This is a genomic window from Sneathiella litorea (assembly GCF_009882915.1).
Classification (GTDB): Bacteria; Pseudomonadota; Alphaproteobacteria; order Sneathiellales; family Sneathiellaceae; genus Sneathiella; species Sneathiella litorea.
On record NZ_WTUW01000009.1, the window covers coordinates 52,287 to 75,653 of the forward strand.

General features: G+C 54.2%; 19 protein-coding genes. 7 read left to right on the forward strand and 12 right to left on the reverse strand.

Annotated features, from left to right (window positions below):
- Positions 1–65: 65 nt before the first annotated feature.
- The gene (locus GQE98_RS14250; RefSeq protein ID WP_161316386.1) at positions 66–1,190 is read left to right on the forward strand and encodes a CaiB/BaiF CoA transferase family protein; all 1,125 of its coding nucleotides are present in this window, start codon (positions 66–68) and stop codon (positions 1,188–1,190) included.
- Between the two features lies 1 nt (position 1,191).
- Complete coding sequence (locus GQE98_RS14255; RefSeq protein ID WP_161316387.1) at positions 1,192–2,649, forward strand: DHA2 family efflux MFS transporter permease subunit; 1,458 nt, start codon at positions 1,192–1,194, stop codon at positions 2,647–2,649.
- Between the two features lie 51 nt (positions 2,650–2,700).
- Here GQE98_RS14255 and GQE98_RS14260 read toward each other — a convergent pair whose 3' ends face one another.
- The 3 genes from GQE98_RS14260 to GQE98_RS14270 are packed head-to-tail and all read right to left on the reverse strand — an operon-like array spanning position 2,701 to position 7,744.
- The gene (locus tag GQE98_RS14260) at positions 2,701–4,785 is read right to left on the reverse strand and encodes a 3-hydroxyacyl-CoA dehydrogenase NAD-binding domain-containing protein (RefSeq protein WP_161316388.1); all 2,085 of its coding nucleotides are present in this window, start codon (positions 4,783–4,785) and stop codon (positions 2,701–2,703) included.
- A gap of 48 nt (positions 4,786–4,833) precedes the next feature.
- Complete coding sequence (locus tag GQE98_RS14265; protein WP_161316389.1) at positions 4,834–5,868, reverse strand: NADP-dependent oxidoreductase; 1,035 nt, start codon at positions 5,866–5,868, stop codon at positions 4,834–4,836.
- Between the two features lie 16 nt (positions 5,869–5,884).
- Positions 5,885–7,744 carry an AMP-binding protein gene (locus GQE98_RS14270; protein WP_161316390.1) on the reverse strand — a complete coding sequence of 620 codons (1,860 nt, stop codon included), beginning with the start codon at positions 7,742–7,744 and terminating at the stop codon, positions 5,885–5,887.
- Between the two features lie 135 nt (positions 7,745–7,879).
- Here GQE98_RS14270 and GQE98_RS14275 point away from each other — a divergent pair, with 135 nt between their 5' ends.
- Positions 7,880–8,512 (forward strand): TetR/AcrR family transcriptional regulator, encoded by a 633-nt coding sequence (locus tag GQE98_RS14275; protein WP_161316391.1) that lies wholly within the window; start codon positions 7,880–7,882, stop codon positions 8,510–8,512.
- On the opposite strand, the gene htpX is transcribed toward GQE98_RS14275, so the two are convergent.
- The gene (htpX, locus tag GQE98_RS14280) at positions 8,513–9,499 is read right to left on the reverse strand and encodes a zinc metalloprotease HtpX (RefSeq protein ID WP_161316392.1); all 987 of its coding nucleotides are present in this window, start codon (positions 9,497–9,499) and stop codon (positions 8,513–8,515) included.
- Positions 9,500–9,804: 305 nt separating this feature from the next.
- Positions 9,805–12,486 (reverse strand): alanine--tRNA ligase, encoded by a 2,682-nt coding sequence (gene alaS, locus GQE98_RS14285; RefSeq protein WP_161316393.1) that lies wholly within the window; start codon positions 12,484–12,486, stop codon positions 9,805–9,807.
- Positions 12,487–12,686: 200 nt separating this feature from the next.
- Between alaS and GQE98_RS14290 the strand changes: the two genes are divergently transcribed.
- The 4 genes from GQE98_RS14290 (at position 12,687) to GQE98_RS14305 (ending at position 16,867) form a co-directional block, all read left to right on the forward strand.
- Positions 12,687–13,625 (forward strand): AAA family ATPase, encoded by a 939-nt coding sequence (locus tag GQE98_RS14290; RefSeq protein ID WP_425501140.1) that lies wholly within the window; start codon positions 12,687–12,689, stop codon positions 13,623–13,625.
- Complete coding sequence (locus tag GQE98_RS14295; RefSeq protein WP_161316395.1) at positions 13,625–15,076, forward strand: VWA domain-containing protein; 1,452 nt, start codon at positions 13,625–13,627, stop codon at positions 15,074–15,076. The genes GQE98_RS14290 and GQE98_RS14295 overlap by 1 nt, the downstream gene beginning before the upstream one ends.
- 61 nt (positions 15,077–15,137) lie before the next feature.
- Positions 15,138–15,968 (forward strand): sulfite exporter TauE/SafE family protein, encoded by an 831-nt coding sequence (locus GQE98_RS14300; protein ID WP_161316396.1) that lies wholly within the window; start codon positions 15,138–15,140, stop codon positions 15,966–15,968.
- Positions 15,968–16,867 carry a DUF1853 family protein gene (locus GQE98_RS14305; protein WP_161316397.1) on the forward strand — a complete coding sequence of 300 codons (900 nt, stop codon included), beginning with the start codon at positions 15,968–15,970 and terminating at the stop codon, positions 16,865–16,867. Before GQE98_RS14300 ends, GQE98_RS14305 begins: the two co-directional genes overlap by 1 nt.
- 23 nt (positions 16,868–16,890) lie before the next feature.
- Here GQE98_RS14305 and GQE98_RS14310 read toward each other — a convergent pair whose 3' ends face one another.
- Genes GQE98_RS14310 through GQE98_RS14340 form a run of 7 tightly spaced genes read right to left on the reverse strand, consistent with a single transcriptional unit; the run spans position 16,891 to position 23,367 of the window.
- Positions 16,891–18,204 (reverse strand): TadE/TadG family type IV pilus assembly protein, encoded by a 1,314-nt coding sequence (locus GQE98_RS14310; protein ID WP_161316398.1) that lies wholly within the window; start codon positions 18,202–18,204, stop codon positions 16,891–16,893.
- A 13-nt stretch (positions 18,205–18,217) separates the two neighbouring features.
- Positions 18,218–18,778: a TadE/TadG family type IV pilus assembly protein gene (locus tag GQE98_RS14315; protein ID WP_161316399.1), complete on the reverse strand. Its 561-nt coding sequence runs from the start codon at positions 18,776–18,778 to the stop codon at positions 18,218–18,220.
- Positions 18,768–19,262: a TadE/TadG family type IV pilus assembly protein gene (locus tag GQE98_RS14320; RefSeq protein ID WP_161316400.1), complete on the reverse strand. Its 495-nt coding sequence runs from the start codon at positions 19,260–19,262 to the stop codon at positions 18,768–18,770. The genes GQE98_RS14315 and GQE98_RS14320 overlap by 11 nt, the downstream gene beginning before the upstream one ends.
- A complete protein-coding gene (locus tag GQE98_RS14325; protein ID WP_161316401.1) occupies positions 19,259–20,080 on the reverse strand; it encodes a tetratricopeptide repeat protein in 822 nt (273 codons plus the stop codon). Before GQE98_RS14325 ends, GQE98_RS14320 begins: the two co-directional genes overlap by 4 nt.
- A 4-nt stretch (positions 20,081–20,084) precedes the next feature.
- Positions 20,085–21,062: a type II secretion system F family protein gene (locus GQE98_RS14330; protein ID WP_161316402.1), complete on the reverse strand. Its 978-nt coding sequence runs from the start codon at positions 21,060–21,062 to the stop codon at positions 20,085–20,087.
- The gene (locus tag GQE98_RS14335) at positions 21,059–22,036 is read right to left on the reverse strand and encodes a type II secretion system F family protein (protein ID WP_161316403.1); all 978 of its coding nucleotides are present in this window, start codon (positions 22,034–22,036) and stop codon (positions 21,059–21,061) included. The genes GQE98_RS14330 and GQE98_RS14335 overlap by 4 nt, the downstream gene beginning before the upstream one ends.
- A complete protein-coding gene (locus tag GQE98_RS14340) occupies positions 22,015–23,367 on the reverse strand; it encodes a TadA family conjugal transfer-associated ATPase (protein WP_202526323.1) in 1,353 nt (450 codons plus the stop codon). Before GQE98_RS14340 ends, GQE98_RS14335 begins: the two co-directional genes overlap by 22 nt.

Consider the following 23,367-nt stretch of genomic DNA (forward strand, 5'->3'; position numbering starts at 1 on the left):
GATTAAATCTCCAAGGCGGGGCATAGATAAGAAAGTCGCAAATCAAGATTAAGAAGAAGATTAATATGTCCGGCCCTCTCGACGGTATTCTCGTCATCTCTCTCGAACAGGCAGTTGCCGCCCCTTATCTCTCCTGCCGCCTTGCCGATGCCGGCGCACGTGTTATCAAGGTCGAACGGCCAGAGGGGGATTTCGCCCGCAACTATGATACGGTCGTGAATGGCGAAAGCGCCTATTTCGTCTGGCTCAACCGGGGCAAGGAATCGGTTCAGATCGACATCAAGAAGGACGAGGATCTCGCGCTTCTGAAAAGCATGATCGACAAGGCGGATGTCTTTATCCAGAACCTCGCACCGGGCGTTGTCGGGCGTTATGGGCTTGACTGCGAGACGCTGCAGGCGCGCAATCCACGCCTGATCACCGTCGATATCTCTGGTTATGGAGAAGACGGGCCGTATGCCAAGATGAAGGCCTATGACATGCTGGTCCAGAGCGAGACTGGCCTGGCCATGGTCACCGGCTCTCCAGAAGGGCCCGGCCGTGTCGGCGTTTCGGTATGCGATATCGCGGCCGGAATGCATGGCCTTGTCGGCGTGCTGGAAGCCCTTTATGAACGTGACCGGACCGGCCGGGGCCGCGCCGTCAAATCAACCCTGTTCGCCGGCATGGCCGACTGGATGACGGTTCCGCTGCTGCATCAGGAATATGGCGGTAAAGCGCCGGGACGCGGCGGACTCTCCCATCCGTCCATCGCGCCCTATGAAGCCTATGAGACAGCGGAAGGCGGTCCGGTCGTCATTTCCATCCAGAACCAGACGGAATGGCAAAATCTTTGCGAGCATGGCCTGCAAAACCCCACCCTTGCCGACGATCCCCGCTTTGCCACCAATGAACAGCGCGTCGCCAATCGCCCTGCCCTCAATGCCGAGATCGACAAGATTTTCGGGCAATTGCCACGAACAGAGGTGATCGAGCGACTGCAGAAAGGCCGCATCGCCTTTGGCGCATTGAACAGCGTTGCTGATCTCTCAGATCATCCGCAGCTTGAACGGACTGTAGTTGAAAGTGGTGCAGGCCCCGTAAACCTCATTGCCTCGCCTGTCCATCTCACCGGCGAAACAGGGAAATACGGTTCCATTCCTTCCCTTGGAGAGCATAACCAGAAAATCCGCGACGAGTTTTCGGCCTGACATGTCGAGCAAACGGCTAGAGCTGCTGGAACAAAAATACGGCGCCAGTTTTAAGTGGTTCGCAGTTCTCGCCGTGATATTCGGTCTGTTGGCGAGTATTTTTTCCTCGACCATGATCAATGTGGCGCTTACCAACATCATGGCCGACTATAGCGTGACGCAGGCCTCGGCCCAGTGGATGTCGACCGGTTTTCTCTGCGCTAACGCTGTCTGCATGCTAACCTCCGCTTGGCTGTTGCAGAATTTTGGGGCGCGAAAAACTTTTCTATTTGCCTCAACCCTATTCTTCACCGGCTGCATGATCGGCCAGTTCGCCCCGGCGTTTAACCTGCTGATCTTCGCGCGCATTCTGCAGGGCGCAGGCGCCGGGATTATCCAGCCACTTTCCATGGCGCTGGTCTTTATGCTCTTCCCCGAAAACAAGCGCGGTTCGGCCATTGGTACCTTCAGCATGGTGGTTGTTCTCGGGCCCGCTGTCGGGCCAACCATTGGCGGCGTCATCACCGATGTATTCGACTGGCATTATACCTTTACGGCGGCGCTGCCGCTCTCGCTCTTTGCGGCCATCGCGGGATGGATTTTCCTTCCCGACCGGGATGACAATCAGCAATCAAGCCGGTTCAATATCATCAGCTTCTGCCTTATTGGCCTCACTGTCGGTACCTTGCTGACCGGGCTGTCCAACAGCCAGTTTTACCCGATGGAAGATCCGCAGGTCATCGTTTATCTCGTCATTTCGCTGATCAGCTTTATCCTGTTTTTCCGCCGGGAACGCCGCAGCAAGTCGCCGCTTCTGCGCCTCGACATGTTCCGTAATCTCAAATTTACTTCAACCGTCATCGTTGGCGCCATTACCAGTGCCGGCATGTTCTCCACCATTTATATGCTGCCGCTTTTCGCCCGGACAGTGCAATTAAGTGATGCGACGGACGCCGGATTACTGCTGCTACCGGGGGGCCTCGCGCTTGCCATCGTCTCGCCAATTGCCGGACGGCTGGTGGATCGCCTGCCTGCGCACAGGCTTCTCTTCACCGGCATCATCCTGTTCGTGATCTCGATCTACGCCCTTACCCTCGCTGATAAGGCAAGTGGCTTCTGGATGATTGCCGGCTGGGTTGTCATCGGGCGCGCGGCGCTTGGCCTGATCCTGCCCGCCAACAGCACCTTATCGCTCTCGAGTGTCGCCGGGCCACAAGTACCGCAGGCCTCCGGCGCACTCAATTTCTGCCGCATGCTTGGCGGCACCATCGGGGTCAATATCATCGCCGTGCTGATCACCGCCCGCTCCGCCCATTACGGGGCCGAGATCATGGCAGCAAACGGCGGTGAGGCTCTAACTGTTGAGCAAACGGTCGAGATGATGACCCTCACCTTCCATGACTGCTTCATGGTGTCCGGTGTCGTCTTCGCCTTTGCCCTGATTCCCGTCATCTATCTCGCGCGCCACGCCAAACAATAAAAAAAAGCCCCGCGACAATGCGGGGCTTTCTTCATCAATTGCTTATCCGGCTTAGAGATCCTTGAAGCCCTTGCCTTCCTTGACCAGCCTCTCAAGGAGCGGTGCCGGCGTCCATTCGTCCCCATGCTCCGCCTTGAACTTGAGCATATCGTTATAGATATTCTCAAGGCCAATATGGTCCGCATAGCGCATTGGCCCACCACGGTAAATCGGCCAGCCATAGCCATAGACCCAGATCACATCGATATCGCTGGCGCGGGTCGCAATGCCCTCCTCCAGGATTTTCGCCGCTTCATTGATCATCGGATAAATACAGCGCTTGAGAATTTCCTCATCTGAAACTTCCCGACGGTTGATCCCGGCATCACGGGCCGCCTTGACGATAATTTCCTCGACGATCGGATCAGGTTGCGGTGTGCGACTACCCTTTTCATAGTGGTAGTAGCCATCGCCCGTCTTCTGTCCAAAGCGGCCGAGCTCACAGATCGCATCCGCAACCGGGCTGGTCACGCCCCTGCCCTGACGAATACGCCAGCCGACGTCATTACCGGCAAGATCCGACATCGCAAACGGTCCCATCGGGAAGCCGAAGTCATAGAGAACGCGGTCTACATCTTCCAGTTTCGCTCCTTCAAGGATTAGCTGCGCCGCCTGATCACCGCGCTTGGCGAGCATTCGGTTGCCGACAAAGCCATCGCAAACGCCTACCATGGCCGGAACCTTGCCGATTTTCTTGGCAAGCGCCATACAGGTCGCCATAACGGTAGGGCTGGTTTTCTTGGTCCGGACTTCCTCCAGCAACCGCATCACATTTGCCGGTGAGAAGAAATGCAGGCCAATGACATATTCTGGCCGGCTCGTGGCTTCACCAATTTCATCGACATCAAGCGTTGATGTGTTCGTCGCAAGGATTGCGCCCTGCTTACAGATTTTATCAAGCTTGCCGAAAACCTCTTTCTTCACGTCCATATTCTCGAAGATGGCCTCAATGACGATATCGGCGTCCTTCAGATCCTCAAGATTGGTCGAACCGGTCAACAGGGACATATACTTGTCCATCTTCTCCTGCGTCAGGCGACCCTTGGAGACTGTCGCGGAATAATTCCCCTTGATAACGCTGAGCCCCTTGTCGAGCGCTTCCTGCGACGTTTCCACGATTGTCACTGGAATACCCGCCTGCAGGAAATTCATGGCGATACCGCCGCCCATGGTGCCGGCGCCGACGATACCCGCAGTCTTGATATCAATCAGTGGCGTGTCTTTCGGAACATCCGGGATCTTGTTGGCAAGCCGTTCGGAGAAGAAGAAATACTGCTGCGCTTTCGCCTGCTCTCCGGCTAACAATTCAGAGAACAATTCGCGTTCGCGTTTCAGCCCCTCTGGGAACGGGAGGTTAACCGCGCCCTCGATGGCCTTGATGCAGTTTTCCGGCGCTTCAAAGCCACGGAACTTCCGCGCATTCTTTTTGCGGAATTCATCAAATATTGCCGGGTTTTTCTTAGCTTCTTCCAGCTTGTCGTTCTGCTCGCTGATTTTCACGAGCGGCCGCCCTTCGGCAGCGACCTTTTTGGCAAAAGCGATGGCGCCTTCGGTCAGGTCACCTTCGATCAGTTCATCGATAAGCCCGGCTTCAAAAGCCTGGGGTGCCGGTACATGCACACCGGAGGTAATGAATTCAAGCGCCTTTTGCACACCGACAACGCGCGGCAGGCGCTGCGTCCCGCCGGCACCCGGTAGGATACCGAGTTTCACTTCCGGCAGGCCAACCTTGGCGGAGGCAACCGCAACACGGTAATGACAGCCAAGTGCTGTTTCCAGACCACCGCCGAGAGCTGTGCCGTGAATAGCGGCGACAACTGGCTTGGTGGCACTTTCCATGGTGGCAATTACATCGTTCAGCGCTGGCGCTTTCGGTGGTTTGCCGAATTCCGTAATATCCGCACCGGCGATAAAAGTCCGCCCGGCACAGGCCAGAACGATTGCAGTGACGGAATCATCGGCCACTGCCGCCTCTATCCCGCCCTGGATACCGGCGCGTACGCCTTGGCTCAAGGCATTAACCGGTGGACTATCCACGGTAATGACACCAACGGTTCCATGCGCCTCGTAACTGACAAAATCAGTGATGGCAGTCATTTTCTTTTTTCCTTCCTTTAGGGTCTTTATTGACTGTATCTGTCTCTTTTAGTTTCTTGTCGGGTCATCGGCAACACGTACCAGCAACTTTCCGAAATTCTTGCCTTTCAACAGACCCATAAAGGCCTCCGGCGCATTCTCGATTCCCTCGACAATATCCTCGCGATATTTAAGCTGGCCGCTCTTAATCCAGCCGCTCACATCTTTAAGGAATGCGGGCAAATGGTTGAAATGATAAGAAATAATAAAACCCTGTATCAGAATACGGTGGGTCAGCATCGCGCGCATCAGGGCAGGCAGCATGTTTGTGCCTTTCGGCAGTTCCGTCATATTATACTGCGAAATCAGGCCACAAAGCGGCATGCGGGCATCATCATTAAACAGTGGCAGAACCGCCTCGAAAACCTTACCGCCGACATTCTCGAAATACACATCGATCCCATCCGGGCAGGCCTTCGCGAGCTGTTCCGGGAAATCTGCATCCTTGTAGTTAAGGCAGACATCGAAACCGAGTTCCTCCACGACAAAGGCGCATTTATCGGGTGATCCCGCAATACCAACGGCGCGGCAACCCTTGATCTTGGCGATCTGGCCAACAACACTACCAACGGCGCCAGACGCCGCGGCGACAACAACCGTCTCCCCGGCCTTCGGCTTGCCGATTTCGAGAAGCCCGTAATAGGCGGTCAGCCCCGGCATTCCAAGAACACCAACACCGGTCGAGATCGGCGCTTGCTTGGGGTCGAGCTTCATCACGCCGGTTCCATCAGACAGGCAATAGCTCTGCCAGCCGGTCCCGCACATTACATAATCGCCGACCTTGAATTGATCATTATTCGATTCCTCGACCACACCGACGCCGCCGCCAACCATTGGCGCGCCAAGATCCGCGGTCGCGGCATAGCTTTTCTCCGCACCCATCCGGCCGCGCATATACGGATCAAGGGACATATAGATGACTTTGACAAGAAACTGGCCCGCGCCCGGCGTCGGCACCGGTGTCTCTACTAAATCAAAATTGGCGGCGGTCGGCTCCCCGTTGGGACGGGATTTAAGCAGTATTTGCTTATTCATTGCTGACATTGTGAATGCCTTTCATCTAATTGTTATTATTGAGGTTAATGACACCGACTTCTTGCGCGTCGGCAAACAGGCGGGTGACAAGTTCGGCTCGATTGGAAAGAACGGCTCCCTGGTTGATATATTGTTTATCTGTTATCTCATTCTTATCGACGGAGAGTGGGGCTGCCATGATCAGCGCCCTGCCCACCCGTCTACTAGGTGACGAGTTGTTCTGATTATAGCGGCTGAGCTTCTCCTGAACAGCCTCAATCAGCTTTGGCGCCATAAACTTTTCGCCATCCGCCGACAACGCCCCCTCCTGTCCCGAATATTGCCTTTGCATGGATTCTGTCAGGAGGATCATGATCCCGATTTCCTCCCGGTCATGGCCCGCAATCACCACATCACGAGCGAGTGGGTCAAGCGCATCGATTAGCGAAAGGCGCAAGGAGCCAGTGCTGACCCAGGTGCCGTTGGAAAGCTTGAAGTCCTCCGCGACGCGACCGTCAAAGATCATGCCGGCGTCCGGTCGATCCGGATCGACCCATTTCACCGCATCCCCGATGCAGTAAAACCCCTCTTCATCAAAAAACTGCGCCGTCAGGTCCGGACGCTTGTAATAACCCCCATGGACATTCGGTCCCTTGAGACGGATCTCGAGTTTTTCTCCAACCGGTAGGATTTTTACCGTAATGCCGGGTGTTGGCAGGCCGATCAGCCCAACTTTCTCGGCATTCCAGTGAACCGCCGTGCCGGTCCCAGTCGTTTCCGTTGCCCCCCAGCCTGTGCCGAAGGGAATACGCATGCCCGTGTATTTGATGGCGAGTTTCTGCATCCGCTCAAACATTTCCTGGGAAAGCGCTGCACCCCCGTACTGGCATAACTTGAGGTTCTTGAAAAAGGCGCGACCGAGTTCCTCATCCTCCTCTAACTGGTCCGCGAGGAAGCTGTAGGCCGCCGGAACGGTACTAAAACGCGTGGGCGAGACAATCTTCAAATTAGCGATGGTTCGCCCGAAAAGTGCTGGAACCGGCTTTCCATCATCCATGTAGAGCGTGCCACAACTTCTGGCGATACCGAAGAAATTAACCGTCCCCCCATAGGTGTGATGCCAGGGCAGCCAGTCGAGCACGCGAGTTGGGTCATTTTCAGGGTCCACTGGCTCGCCTATCAACTCAAGGGTCTTCTGCGCGGCGCAGAGCATTTTCTGCGTGTTTGGCACTGCCTTGGGCATGCCGGTAGACCCTGAGGTAAAGAGAATCATGGCGAGTGTCTCACCAACCACCGCATTATAGGCATCTTCTACTGCCTGACTGTCGGTGGACCCCAGCATATCGGCGACTCTCTTGCCACCATGAGAGGCTCCCGTCACGGTCACCAACTCAATATTGGAGAGATCAAGAGAATTCAACGCATCGGAGAAGTCATCCCCGTCTTCTGCAAAAATCATTCCCGGCTCAGTCAGTTCCACTGCATATTGCAGCCGTGCATAATCAGACCCCATCAAGGAATAGGACGGAGAGCAGGCCGTTATCGGCACGCCGACCTGCAGCGCCGCCACTTTCAGGATCGCATGGGAAAAACTGTTTCCGGAGAGGATCATAACGGATTTTTCCGGGCCATATCCATTGGCAAGCAGATAGCTGCTAACCTGGTCCGCCTGCTCAATCAGCCGTTTATATGTAAGTTCCGGCCAATCTCCTTCCGGCTGGCATTTCACCAGATAGGGTCGATCCGGGAATTGCTCCGCCGCCCGACGATAATATCCCCCAATATTGGTTAAATACTCGCCTAACGAGATATTACTATTGACAATCCAGCTTCCATCGTCATTTTGGGCGACCGAAATATCGGGAGTCGGCCGGTTTAATGGCCGAAATTGAATATTTGTTGACATATGGGGAACAACCTCAGCTTATTTTTTTGTTCTATTTTACGTATCGGACTGTTATTATAAGAATACTGACAAATTGTTGTAATAATTGCCAGCAATAGACGCGAAAAAACATAAAAATAAAAAGGTGGGACGCGGATGAATCATTCAACACCCGTCACGGTGGCGTCAGACAGGGCCAGCAAACGCAAGGAAGAAAAGCGCAACCGATTATTAGCGGCTGCCCGTAAGCTCTTCGTCAGCAAGGGATATCACGAAACACGACCACAGGATATCGCCAAGGCCGCCGACGTTGCGCATGGAACTTTCTACAGTCATTATGCGGACAAGCGGGAAATTTTTCTCGCTTTCGCGAGTGGGGCACAGGAAGATTTGCACTCTTATGTTCACGCGCGCATACCAAAGGTCGACAGCTTTGAGGAATATATACGCTACAGCCTGACGTCCATTCAGGAATTTGCCGAGCAGAATCCCGGCTTGCTCCGTTCGGCCCTCGTTGACACCAAGGTTTTCGACCCGACGGACTCAACATCGAAGGAAGTTCGCAGCAAGTTTGCGTCGGGCTTTATCGCACAGTTGAAGAATGCCAAACTGAACGGGGAATTGTATGAGGACATTGATCCGGACCTGATCGGCCATGCCATGATGGGCTTGATCCAGTTCTCCGCCCCGATGGCTTATCGCAAGGGACAGAGCCGGCAGGAATATGTCGACCATTTGAGCCGCTTCCTGACGAGGGCGCTCGTTAAATCACCGAAAAACCTGAAATAATCAGCCCCAAGGGCCCTTCTTGGGGCGGGGACGATTGGGCGGTTCATCGGTATAGGGAGTGGTGCCGCGCGGGCCTTTTTTCCTGAACATCCCCTCATGAGAATAGCGGTCATTCCGTTCCGTGCGGGCCGGATGATTTCGCACCGAACCAATTGACTTGGCAAGCTCCACCAACCGGGCCACACGATTGGCTGTCGATGGATGGGTCGAGAAAAGGTTGTCCGCCCGATGTCCATGCAGGGGATTGACGATAAATAGACTAGCTGAGGCAGGATTCTTCTCTGCCGGAACATTTTCGATCCCGCGCGCCGTGCTTTCAAGCTTTTGCAACGCACTTGCCAACCATTTTGGATTGCCGCAGATCTCTGCCCCCGTTTGATCGGCGGAATACTCTCGGGTCCTGCTAATCGCCATCTGCACCAGCATCGCGCCAAGTGGCGCCAGAATCATTATGGCGAGAGTGCCGATGATACCACCCCGGTTATCGCGGCTACCGCCGAAGAAAAGCGCGAAATTGGCAAGCATACTGATCGCACCGGCGATCGTTGCCGTTACTGTCATGGTCAGGGTATCACGGTTCTTGATATGCGCCAGTTCATGGGCGATGACACCCGCTGTCTCCTGTTCATTCAAAATACGCATGAGGCCGGTGGTCACGGCAACAGCGGCGTTATCCGGGTTGCGGCCTGTTGCAAAGGCATTTGGCTGCGGATTCTCCATGATAAAGACTTTCGGCATGGGAAGTTCCGCCCGCGCCGCCAGGTCCTCCACCATCCGATAGAGACCCGGCGCGTCACTCCGGCTGACCTGCCGCGCGCCGTACATCTTGAGGACCATCTTGTCCGAGTTCCAATAGGCGAAGCCGTTCATCACAATCGCAACAGCAAAGGCGATCAGCATACCCGTTGTACCGCCGATCATAAATCCGACAGCCAAAAACAACGCAGTAATGGCAGCAATCAGTAATCCGGTCTTGAAATAATTCATGTCCCTCACCCAGCAGGCTTACCTTTGCAGACGCCTTTTATATGTATTGGAGAAGCCTCAAAATACAAGCAGCGGCGAAAAATTCCGCGGTCATGAAATTATCTGATAATTGCCGCTATATCGCCGGAATATACCGCCAAATACCCATTCACCGATTTTCTGGAAATTAGCTAGCGACCGACAACGTCAATGTAAATATACGCCGACCCTGCCAATACGACCCCGATTGGATCGGGACGGCACAGTCGATTAACCAGTAGCGTAAGCGCCGGCAGGTGAGCAGACCTGCCGGCTTCATGACGAAATTACTGTCCAGCCAAGACCTCGCCGGAAGTCAGCTTTGCGATCAGGTTCTTGATGGCCATAACGGCCTCCTCACCTTTTGAGCCATCCGGGCCACCGGCTTGTGCCATATCAGGACGACCACCACCGCCCTTGCCGCCTAGCGCCTCGGAACCTGCGCGGACCAGATCCACCGCATTAATTTTACTCGTCAAATCACCGGTCACACTGACAACAATGGAGGCCTTGCCCTCATTATTGCTGATCAGGACGATAACGCCGCTCTTCAGCTGCTTCTTGATCTCGTCCGCCATGGGCTTCAAATCTTTCGGCGGTACATCGCTCAAAAGACGGGCCATCAGCGAGATATCGCCGACTTTCTCGGGTGCCTCTGCTGCACCACCGCCGCCGCTAACCAGTTTCTTGCGGGTATCTGCGAGCTCGCGTTCCAACTTTTTCCGCTCTTCCAGAAGCCCCTGAATTCGATTGCCAAGTTCATTCGGTGAAATCTTGAGTGTCGCGGCCGCCTCGGCCAGGATTCTCTCCCGGTCGTTGATATAATCAAGCGCAGCCTCTCCGGCCACCGCCTCAATCCGGCGGACACCGGCAGCAAGACCGCCTTCGCTGATGACTTTCAAAAAGCCGATATCGCCGGTACGGCCGACATGAGTGCCACCACACAGCTCCGTTGAGTAATTTTTCCCGGCACCTTTATTCTCATCCAGCCCACCCATGGAGACCACGCGGACTTCATCGCCATATTTCTCGCCAAAGAGGGCCATGGCACCCGCCTTGATCGCTTCTTCCGGGGTGGTGAGATGCACATCAACATCCGCATTCAAACGAATTCGGTCATTCACGGACTTCTCCACCTCGGCAAGTTCGGCATCACTCATCGGCTTTTGATGGGCAAAATCGAACCGCAGCCGATCCTCCGCAACAAGGGAGCCTTTCTGCGTCACATGATCACCCAGCGTCTGGCGCAGCGCTTCATGTAGCAAATGGGTTGCCGAATGATGCGCGCGCAGTCGGTTCCGGCGGCGGTGATCGACATGAGTCTCCACCACATCCTCAACCTTCAGTTCGCCCTTGGCGATCTGGCCGATATGGATAAAGAGGTCCTGCTTCTTCTGGGTATCTTTCACCACCATGGCGAAGCCATCAGCAGATTTCAGCATGCCATGATCGCCTTCCTGACCGCCACTTTCGCCATAGAAAGACGTCTGGTTGAGAACAACCATGATCTCATCGCCCTGCGCGGCTTTGTCAATTTCCTTGCCATCCTTGATGATGGCCTGAACCTTGCCTTCGGCGGTTTCGGTCTGGTAGCCCAGAAACTCTGTTGCGCCGACCTTTTCATGCAGGTCAAACCATAGCGTATCCGTCGCGGCCTCACCGGAGCCGGACCAGGCGGCGCGTGCGGCCTCTTTCTGCTTTTTCATGGCGGCATCAAACCCGGCCTCATCCAGCTGGCGGTTCTGTCCGCGCAAGATGTCTTTTGTCAGGTCGAGCGGGAAACCAAAGGTATCATAGAGCTTGAACGCCACATCACCGGGAAGCGGATCACTGCCGCCCAGCTTCTCCGTCGCATCGCCGAGCAGTTTCAAACCGCGGTCAAGCGTCTCCTTGAAGCGGGTTTCCTCCAACTTCAGGGTTTCTTCAATCAGTGACTGGGCGCGGGCGAGTTCTGGGAAGGCATCGCCCATTTCATCGACCAATGTCGGCACCAGCTTGTGAACCATCGGCTCCTTCGCCCCCAGCATATGGGCATGACGCATGGCGCGGCGCATGATCCGGCGGAGGACATAGCCCCGCCCCTCGTTCGAGGGCAGTACGCCATCGGCGACAAGGAAGGAGGAGGAGCGCAAATGATCGGCGATCACCCGGTGGGAAACCTTGAATTCCCCATCCACCGCGATGCCGGAGACATCGGCCGACGCCTCAATAATATGGCGCATCAAGTCGATGTCATAATTATCATGCTTGCCCTGCAGGACGGCCGTTACGCGTTCCAGCCCCATGCCGGTATCAATAGACGGGCGCGGCAGATTTTCGCGTGCACCGCCAGCCAGTTGCTCGAACTGCATGAAAACGAGGTTCCATATCTCGATAAAGCGGTCGCCATCCTCGTCCGGGCTGCCGGGCGGTCCGCCGGGAATCCCTTCCCCATGATCAAAGAAAATCTCGGAACAGGGACCGCAAGGGCCCGTATCGCCCATGGACCAGAAGTTATCGGAGGTCGCGATGCGGATAATCCTGTCGTCTGAAAGGCCCGCAATCTTTTTCCAGTGGTCCGCCGCCTCGTCATCGTCATGATAGACAGTGACCAGCAATTTTTCCTCCGGCAGGCCGAACTCCTTGGTCAGGAGGTTCCAGGCCAGCTCAATCGCCTGATCCTTGAAATAGTCTCCAAAGGAGAAATTCCCCAGCATCTCGAAAAAAGTGTGATGGCGAGCGGTATAGCCGACATTCTCCAGGTCATTATGCTTGCCGCCAGCGCGGACACATTTCTGCGTTGTCACCGCCCGGTTATAGGGCCGTTTTTCCTGACCGGTGAAAACATTCTTGAACTGTACCATGCCTGCGTTGGTGAATAGCAAGGTGGGATCGTTCCGCGGCACCAGCGGGGAGCTGTCCACTTTTTCATGCCCATTCTTGGCGAAATAATCCAGAAAGGAGCTGCGTATTTCTTTTGTCGTACTCATTTTGCCAATTCCGTTCACCTACACAAGGGACTGTCACGTCTATGCCACATATAATGCTGTTTGGCGGCAGTATTACCGCGCTGCGGGCCTGCTGTCCAGTTGGATTGCCCTAGCAAAGCGCGGACGAGCCTGCTATGGAATAGGTAATCTTTTTTAACCAGTGAACAATAATAATAACATGGAACCGATACGTGACATTCATTGATAAAGACCCAGCAACCGCCATCGACCTGATCAAAGAGGGATTTGAAACGGCAGGTTATATCTGCGATCGCCATATCGCCACATCCATCTATTTATCGCAGAAGCTGGATAAACCCATCCTTGTTGAGGGTCCGCCTGGCGTCGGCAAAACGGAACTGGCCAAGGCCGCCTCCGAAATTCTGGCGGCGCCCCTGATCCGACTGCAATGCTATGAGGGGCTGGATGAATCCAAAGCGCTCTATGAATGGAAATACGGCAAGCAGCTTCTCTATACCCAGATCCTGAAGGAAAAACTCGGTGATCTGCTGGAAGATGCGGTCGGGCTGGAGCAATCCATGGAAAAACTGCACCAGTTTGGTGACAACTTTTACTCCGAGAGTTTTCTGGAAGCCCGTCCCCTCCTGCAGGCGCTGAAATCGGAAGTAAAAACTGTCCTGCTGATTGACGAGATCGACAAGTCGGACCATGAGTTCGAGGCCTATTTGCTGGAAATCCTCTCTGATTACCAGATAACCGTACCCGAGATTGGAACGATCAAGGCGAAAACCAAGCCGCTCGTCTTCCTGACCAGTAACAACAGCCGGGAAATGAGCGACGCGCTGAAACGCCGGTGCCTGCATCTCTATATCCCCTTCCCTGATGCGTCGCTGGAACGACGGATTATCCAGACGCGGGTACCGGAACTGGAAGAAAATTTACGCAACCAGCTTGTTTCCTTCGTGCAGCAGCTGCGCACGCAGGACCTCAAAAAACTTCCAGCGGTCAGCGAGACCATCGACTGGGCGCGGACATTAATGCTGCTCCATGCGGACAAGCTCGAAGTGGATCTCGTCCGCAATACACTCAACATGCTGCTGAAATTTGAAGAAGACATCGACAATATGCATAGCGAAGTTCCAAAATTCATCGCGGCGGCGAGGAATGAAAGATACTAATGGACAAGGCTCTCGCTGATTTTGTTGAAATGCTCCGTTACTCGGATGTGCCGGTATCGATCAGTGAAAGTGTCGACGCCGCCGAGACGGTACGCCTCTTCGGCTATAGTGATCGTACGCTGCTGAAAACCGCGCTTGCGCAGGTGATGGCGAAAACGATCGAGGAACAGGAAAGTTTCGAACGTTGCTTCGATGAATTTTTCAGTTTCCAGATCAATCCGGACCTCAACCCGGATGGTGAGATCGCTGAGGATGCGGATAATAATCAGGAAGGCCCTGAAAAAGCTGGAGATTCGTCTGAAAATTTGGCGGCGAATGACGATTCGAGCATCCCTAATCCGGCTTCGGGCGGCGGTGAAGGTGGCGGCGGATTTTCAGGAGAACAAAGTCAGGGAGCCTCGACAGACTCCCTCATCGACATGCTTGAGCGCAATGACCGGACGGAGCTCACAATGGCCATGACGGCGGCGGCGAGCGCAGCAAACCTTCGCAATATCGTCCTCATGACCCAACGAGGGCTTTATACTCGCCGCATTTTGGAGGAGATGGGCCTGGATGAAGCTAACCGGGAGATCTCCCGCCGCAACAAGGAGGGCGATGAAGCGGGGGCAGATCAGCTCTCAGGCCGACTTGAGCTTCTCTTCGATTCTGTGCGGGATATGGTGGAACGCCAGCTCGCGTTGACCAGCAGCGGCAAAGGGAAACAATTCCGCCAGGATATTCTGAAGAACGTCAGCCTGTCCAATATAGAACAGCGGGATTTCAAGCATATGCGCGATATGGTTCGACGCATGGCAAAACGACTGACCGATATGAACTCACGCGTGCGAAAGGTGAAGAACCGGGGACATCTCGATATTCGCAAAACCATGCGACGCAATGTGGCCTATGACGGTATCCTGTTTGAAACCCACTGGAAACAGAAACACAAGGACCGGCCTAAAGTTCTGGCGGTTTGTGACGTGTCTGGTTCCGTTGCCGCAGTCGCACGGTTTCTGCTGCTTTTCCTCTACAGCCTGAATGAGGTGCTGCCCAAGGTCCGTTCCTTCGCGTTTTCCGGCGACCTTGGGGAGATCACGGACGAATTTGACCGCATGGGACCAGAGGATGCGATTCCCTACGCCATTGAAAAATTTGGCGGCCGATCCACCGATTATGGACGAGCGCTTGAAGACTTCAAGGAGCTTTGCCTTGACGATATCGACAATCGGACAACCGTTATCTTTCTTGGTGATGGTCGCTCCAACGACGCGGATCCGCGCGTCGATATATTAAAGGAAATCAAGCTCCGGGCGAAGCGAGTGATCTGGCTCAATCCGGAGCGGAAGTCGATCTGGGGTTCCGGGGATTCGGAAATGCTCAAGATCGCCCCTTACTGCACCAAGGCAGAAACCTGTAATTCCCTCAATAAATTGGAACTTATTCTCCGCGATCTGCTAAAAAGCGATTGAGGTAAGGTTTTACCCCCCAAAAAACGGTTATTTTATTTCGACAAGATGGAGTTTGAACTGAATGTTCGCTGATGTTTCCCTGCCGCTTTTGATCGGCCTGATCGCGGCACTTATAGGCACTGGTATGGTTGGCGGTGTTCTCGCCGGACTTCTCGGGGTTGGTGGCGGCATCGTCATTGTTCCGGTCCTTTACAATATCCTGCCGTTTTTTGGCGTAGATGATGCGGTCAGGATCCATATCGCCATCGGCACATCACTCGCCACCATTATCCCGACCTCCATCTCCTCCGCCCGGTCCCATTTTAAAAAGGGTGCGATTGATACGGACCTTCTTAAAAGCTGGGGACCGGTGATCTTTATCGGGGTCATACTGGGGACGATCGTTGCCGCCTATGCCAACAGCAATCTGCTCACCCTTGTATTTGCGACGCTCGCCCTTGTCGTGGCCGCGAACATGGCCTTTCGCCCCGATAATATACATATCTCCGAAAGTCTGCCGAAAACGCCGTTCAAACAGCTTATCGCCCTTTTTATCGGCGGCTTTTCGGCGATGATGGGAATTGGCGGTGGTACCTTTACAGTACCCATTCTCACCCTGTTCAACTATCCAATCCGAAAAGCCGTTGGGACCGCCGCCGCCATCGGGTTGATTATTGCCGTGCCCGGCACCATTGGCTTCCTGATTTCCGGACTTGATGCGACAAACTTGCCTCCCGGAAACATCGGATATGTAAATATTCTGGGCTTTCTACTAATCTTTCCCATGTCGACCCTTTTTGCGCCGCTTGGTGCAAAAATCGCGCATCAGATTAACGCGGATGTCCTCAAGAAAGCCTTCGCCTTTTTCCTCTTCCTGACCTCAGCCCGCATGTTCTATAGCCTGTACGGATAATGGCAGCGGCGCGGCAGGACAGAAAACCATTCGCCCTCCGGGACCTGGAATGGGTTATTAGGTCTCCCTTTCTGCTGAAAGACGCGCCGGTCCCAAAACTTGGCCAGCATGCTGAAACAGAAGCCTTGCTTGCGCGCCTGAAGGCTGACCCGGAGCCTTTACTCGCGCATCTTGCGGCGACGTCCCGCCTTAATCTGGGCCGGTATTTCGAGCAGTTAGTCATTTTCTGGCTTACCAACCTGCCCTCTATCAGTTTGGTTACGAGTAACATCCCGATTTTCAGGGAGAAGCGCAGCCTCGGCGAAATTGACCTTGCCTTTCTTTATGAGGGACAAGCCTATCATTGGGAGCTTTCGATCAAGTTTTACCTCAATATTGGGTCAACTGAAAATGAGGCTGATTTTGTTGGCCCCATGCTCAAGGATACGCTGAAGAGGAAACTGGACCGGCTTTATGATCACCAGCTGCAACTACCTATCCAACAAGAAACCGTCATCGCGCTTGCTGAGCGCGGCCTGAAAGATATCATCTCCTCCCCTTGGGTGAAGGGTTGTCTGTTCTATCCGCGAACTGGCGATAATGAGACCTCCATTCCGCCATACCGCGTCTCAAAGGATAGCCTTACCGGCGCGTGGCAGGACAGGTCCCATAATATGGATACATCCTTGCCCGACTTTGATCATTTCCTGATCCTTGATAAAAAACGATGGTTGACGCCCTATTTTTACGGCGAGGAAGCATTAAAGGGTAACAAGGCGGCGCTTTTTGAAGCTGTTGACCACGCGTTCAGCCAACGGCGTATGCCCTATCTCGTCCAGCTGATGCGCGATGACGGAGACAACATCCTGTCCCCTCAAGGTCCCCGCCTGTTTATCGTTCCCGAAGGCTGGCCGGGCTAGCCGGGCTAGCCGGGCTAGCCGGGCTAGCCGGCAAAGCGGACCCGGGTCAAGAATTTAGCAATAGAAAAAAAAGTAGACTGCAGGTTACTTACATCCGTCACATGAAAATAATGCCCTACTGTGGTGGCGCAAGTTTGTAAAAGTGCGGAGGTGGTCGCGGGCGCCAGATAACCAATCACATAAAGGGTGATGTCATTTTGTTTCATTCGCGTACAACTATTTATGAGCCGCGAATCCTCCCCGACCTCTGCGGCGCTGGAACCAACGACGAGGATAGCTATTTTCTTGATCGTCTCGTCGTCATATCCTGCCGGCAAAGTGGTATCGCTGCTCCATATCCCTTGCCAAAGGGGCGATAACGCCCGCTCCGCCCAGATCATTCCGCGCCCATAGGCAGTGCCGCCATTCCCCGCGAGAGACGCAACTGCCGTGGAAATCGGAAGGCTACCCGTAAGGCCCCTTATTCGCTCGGGCCGGCAATCTGTTGATGTGATATTGCTGTAGTGCGGCAGCCCGGTTCCCGCGTTAATTTCCGAATGAAGTGCAAGGACTAGCGGAAAACTGGTTGTTCCAGGGGGCGTGTCATCTTCCCCCGCCGCCCCGGCGCGAGGCGCCACGCACCAGCGATCCTCTGCCAAATCTCCGGTCCATTCTGTCGTACCGGGCCCCTCCGGTGGAATATTCAGAGGCCAGACACCTCCATCCACCCAATCCTGATACGGCGCAATATTCACCATGGCATTTCCGAAGGGTACGAGGCCCCATTTAATGCCATTACCTTGTGTAGCCTTGGCCGAAAGCGTCACGATAAAGTCACGCGCCGCAGACTTTACCTCGGCAAGCGCACCGGACGCGGCCATGGCGTTGGAGGCCTCAAGAACCAGCACGACTTCCGCTTCCGGCTGTTCCTGAACTGCGTTAATTTCCACCGCCACCGTTACATTTTCAAGAAAATTCAATGCCCTTAACAAAGTTGTCGAAACTTCCGCGCGAGTCCTTAGCGTTACTTCGCCAGTCTCAATATTCGTGGCAAGATTAACCGACAGCGGGACAACAGTATCACCGGAATAAGCGTGCAGGCTCGTACGTCGATAGTTCACCGAGACAACATCGGTCGCCAATTGATCAAGGACTGAAGTCTCTAGAAAATGTAAGTTCTGTGCCACCGCGACAGCCGCCATCTCGGTTGCATTGCCAAGGCGCGCTTTCGCCGCAAAAAAACGTGAAACATCAATCGTAAAAGCGATTCCGCCAATGACGATAAAAAGTGCCATTGAAAATATCAATAACGCTGTGCCGTCCTCTGCTTTGTGGAAGTTGTGAAATTTTTTCAGCATTCGTTTGCAACCTCTATTGCAGGCGACGAAGGGCCGGCCCTCGACCAGTCGCAACCGCACGGGCATGTATGGAAAAATCCAGAACGCTGATCACGCTTGACAGGAAGAAGCCATCACCCGGTGTGGTGCAAAGATCAACCTGTATCAGATAGAGAATACCCGCCCCCATCATTTGCCCCTCCGGCGCTGTAAAAGCGGGATCTGCGCCCGAACAATCTCTCCCTCCATCCGTGCGGTACCGGCTCCAGAGCGTTGTCATACCGGTGACGGGATGCAGCTCTATCGCTTTTATGGTGATGCCGGACGCCACCTCGAACCCTTCTGTCCCGATCATGGTCGTGGTCGCCATCAGGGCCGTATCGAAATCATTCTCGGAAAGGGATGTTTTCTGCGAGAACTCATCAGCAAGAACGGCGGCGATACGGTCCGTCGTTCGGTCAAGCTGAACTACATGCGTTAAGGTAACACCCGCCAGCAGCAGGAACATGATCGCCGGTACGAACAACGCCACTTCCACCATCACGCTGCCGCGACAGTCCTTGATGACGTGATTGATTTTGTCGTCAAAGGCCATTCTTAACAACCACGACGGCGCTCTTCGTCACCTCTTCTGAACTATAGAGATAGTTCATAAACGGAGTTATTAAGGTAACTGCATAGTCAAGATGATAGGCGGTTAGCGCACCAGGGCGCCCCTCCTCCAACAATACATTTCCGCTCACAAAATCTGCAAGGCTGGCATAATGGCGAACCGACACGCCAAGGCGGGTGACATCAATCAATCCACCCACCAGATCAGGAGCAAGAGTAGAAAGTTTTACCTGAAGCGCCTCTTCCGTGAGACCGGAGCGCACTGTCTCCGGCGCCCTGAACTTGACCTCATCGGAGAGCGACACCGCGAGATGATCAAGTAAACTGCGGGCCAGCAGGACACGGCTGACATCAATCACACCGAATACCAGCGCAAAGACAAGGGGCAGGATAATCGCGAACTCAACGGGAAGTGACCCGCGGCAATCCGAAACAATCTTTCGAAAACCAGGTGCAATCGCGCTCATGTCTCCCCCGTACTATCCAGCCTGGGGCCGAGCAGGAATCGCCTGAGCAAATCCCGATCCTTCATTCGTCGGATCATGTTGTAGAATTTTAGATTGTTGTTCGTGGTTTCAGGATCGAGATCAAGGCGGGCAATTCTCGCCGCTGCCGTCTCATCCCCCGCAAGCCCATAGGCCATGGCCAGATTCTGGCGGATCTGGGGTGTTGATTGCGGCGTAAAGGCCAGCTCCGACAGGGAATTGACCGCCGCCTCATATTTTCCTTCCATTAGATAGGATAGGGCGACGTTGTTCCTGATACTGAGATCATCCGGCGCAATAACAAGGGCCGCGGAATAAAGCTTACGCGCTTTTAGATGATTTCCCGACATATCTTCAGCAATGGCAAGACCACTTAAAACCTCGGTATTCTCCGGCTCCAATTCTATGGCCTTCAAAAAATAAAGTGCCGCCACCTCCGGTCGATACAGGAAGAGATGAGCACGACCGAGACCGAGATGGGGCCGAATATTATTTGGTGCGACTGATTCCAGGTTTTCAAATACCGTCACTGCCTCCTGCGGCGCGCCAGCCTTCAAATATGTTGACCCCAGGGCGAAAAGGACGGTTTCATCTACCTTATTCTTGGAAAGAAGCTTCTGATATATATCTATGGCCGCCAGAAAATTTCCGGAATTCACCGAAACATCGGCAATTTTAAGTGCCCTCTCCCGCGCGGCCTCATCCTGAAAAAGGGCCTGCCCTTCCAGCCCCTTGCCCGGCAGGGCACAGCCCCCCGCCAATAGCGCCGTTATTAATAAGACAAATAAGCGTACCAACATGACGTCAACCTCCGATTGCCCGCATCATCAGCACAAATCCGGGACCTGCGGATAGCACGACAACGGGCGGTAATATAAAAAGGATGAGGGGGATACTCAGCAGCGCCGGCATCCGCGCCGCATTATTCTCCAACTCTAATATTGCGTGCTTTCGATTTTCCATCGCTACCGATTTCAAGGCACCGGTGATCGATGTGCCGTAGCGTTCTGATTGACGCAGGGAGAGGACGAGATATTTCAGGCTCGGCGAGGCGGTGCGCGTCTCAAGGTTTGTCAACGCCATCGATTTATCGGGCAGTATCCTCAGCTCGCTCAGGGTAATTTTCATTTCCGCTGCCACATCCGGCGAGAAAGGCTCCAACCCCTCAACGGCTCGGGCGAGCGCTACTTCAAGGGTCAATCCAGCCTCAACGCAGAGGATCAGTAGATCAATCATGTCCGGCATTGCCCGCTCAATCCGTCTCTGCCGTTGCCGGATATGATAGTTCAGCAATACAAAAGGTAGAAAACTTCCCCCAACACCGACCGCGAAAATGATGAAAACCGAAGCAACATAATTATTTGCCAGAGGTACCTGGGAGTGGAGAAGAAACCCTGCACTTAAGGCGGAAAGAATAGAAAAGATAAACCGTGCGAGTAGAAACTGGCTCCGCCCCCGTCTGGGGTCGATCCCGGCCCGGATAAAACGCCGATTGAGACGCTGCTTTCCCGTCCCGCCATGCCCGAACGCAAGTCGCCAGAGTCTTTTTGGGGTCGCGGAGGTTTCCACCTCCTCCCGTTCCAGCGCAATCTTCGGAAGTTGTCCGGATTTCTCAACTGTTGCGGAAGTTTCCGGGGCAAATTGACGGAGCCGCGAGTCGATGCGCTCGGACTTCTTGGCGCGCAAGGCTTTGATATAAAAACCAAACGAAAGACAAAGGAAAATCGCAATAATGCTGAGAGTAATAGCCTCCTCCCTTGATTCAATCCAAATTCCACTCATTGCAACGACCTCAGCAGGCGGGAGATGGCGAAGAAACCAATGAAAATACAAACACCTGAATATATCAGCAGGTCATGGCCGAGTGGATCAACGAACAGGAACTCAAACTGCGCCTTATTGGTCAGCGCGAGGATCGTCAGGACCACTCCCGTTACGACAGTGACAATCCGCGCTGACACACGCGCTTCAGAGGTCAGTGCCCTGGCCTTAAGATATTGTGCGCGGCGATCGCGAAGCACCCTTGCGAGATTCTCAAGGACTTCCGCATATTGCCCCCCTGTCTGCCGTTGCAGGATCAAGGTTGTCGCCATGAACTGCAGTTCCTTCACGCCGATCTCGTCAACAGCAGAGAAGAGTGCCGCCTCGAGATCAATTCCAATGGTGAGTTTCTCGGCCAGAATACGAAACTGGCTGCCGACCGGATCCGGCATTTCACGTGCGATAACCTGGAAATTCTCCTGCAGGGACATACCGACGCGGGCGCCGCGAACGATGATGTCAATTGCCTCCGGTAGTTGTTCAACCAAACGTTTACGGCGCGTTTTGTTCTGGTAATGGCGAAGGGCAAAATACCCTCCAACAAGACTAACCCCGCCCCCGGCAATTATCAGGGTATGGAAAGGATACTCCCTAATGGCAAACAGAAGAAGGACAATGCAGATCAGGATCATTATGAGAAGAAGCAGGACCCGGCCTTTCAGCTTCTGTCGCCATCTATCGGGGTGATTGTCTTCCCGATAAAGCGGAGCAAACTCCGGCAGGGCAGTGAGAGATTGGGTCTCTTCCTGTGCCTGACCCGCCCTAAGTCCGGCAAGGCGCGCCGCCTGCTGTCGCGCCCCTTCTCCCGCCTTACGAAAAATCATGAATAACAGAATAAGGCCACTTGCCAGAAAAACGGTAAAGACGATTTCCCGTGACCAGTCCGCGGAAACAATTGCTATCAAATCCGGATTCATGGGCGAAGCACCGTGCATAGTTCTTCCAGTAATCCGAATTTAGCTATCTTGGCTTCAAAATGGGGACGACTGCCAGTATATCGAAAGGCATTTCCACCGTCCTTATCGCCGATTGTTTCTCCCGCATATTCAAACAAGGTCTGGCTGGTGATAACATCCCCCTCCAAAGAGACAATCTCGGATATTTCCCGGATGAAACGTTGCCCGGTAGCCCCCCGTTCCACATGAATGACAAGATCAAGTGCGCTTGCTATCTGCTGGCGGGCGCCGCGACTCTGGTAGTTCACAAGACTGGAGAGCATCAGGTTTTCAAGGCGCAACAACGCATCGCGCGCACTATTGGCGTGGATTGTCGACATGGAGCCGTCATGACCCGTGTTCATTGCCTGAAGCATGTCGTAAACTTCCGCGCCGCGTACCTCCCCGATGATAATCCGGTCGGGCCGCATCCGAAGGCTGTTACGCAAAAGATCCCGCTGCGAGACCTCCCCAGTTCCTTCCGTATTCCTTTGGCGTGTCTCCAGACTAACCACATGCGGGCGCTGCAAGGCGATTTCCGCCGCATCCTCAATCGTGACGATCCGCTCATTCTCGTCGACCAGACCAGAGAGAGCGTTCAACAATGTTGTCTTGCCCGATCCTGTCCCGCCGGAAACCAGTATATTCAGCCGACAACGGGCGGCAATTTCTAGAAAGCGAAGCATAGCTTCGGAAAAGGAGCCGCCCTGACAAAGCCCGTTCAGGCCCATAAAATCCTTGGAGAACTTCCGGATCGATATGATGGTGCCATATACAGAAAGAGGAGGTGCAATAACATTGACGCGGCTACCATCCTTAAGACGTGCATCCACCATGGGGTTTGCTTCATCTACCCGCCGGCCGATAGAGGCCGCAATACGCCGCGCAACCTCCAACACATGATTATCATCACGAAATTTATAACCTGTTAGTTCCAGACGGCCGCCACGTTCGACATACACAGTGTTCGGACCGTTAACGAGAATATCCGTAACCTTCGGGTCTGACAGCAGAGTCTCGATAGGACCGATGCCCACAATATCGTCGAACAACTCGCGCGCGATGGCGCTTTGCTCCATCCAATTAACCTGGAGCTTTTCCGCATCGACAATTTTCGAGACGGCGTCGGTAATGCGCAAGGAAAGTTGTTCCGGCGGCATGTTTGAGGCGGCAGTCGGATCAATCCTGTTAAAAAACTGCTTTCTGACCCGTTCCACCAACTCAGGAGCGATATCGAATTCACGCGACTGCGAGGGGGCTTGGCCGAGAAACCCCTCCTCTGTTTCCGCGAGCCCGCCCCGCGCCTCGCTTTCACTTTTGCGGCCAAACAT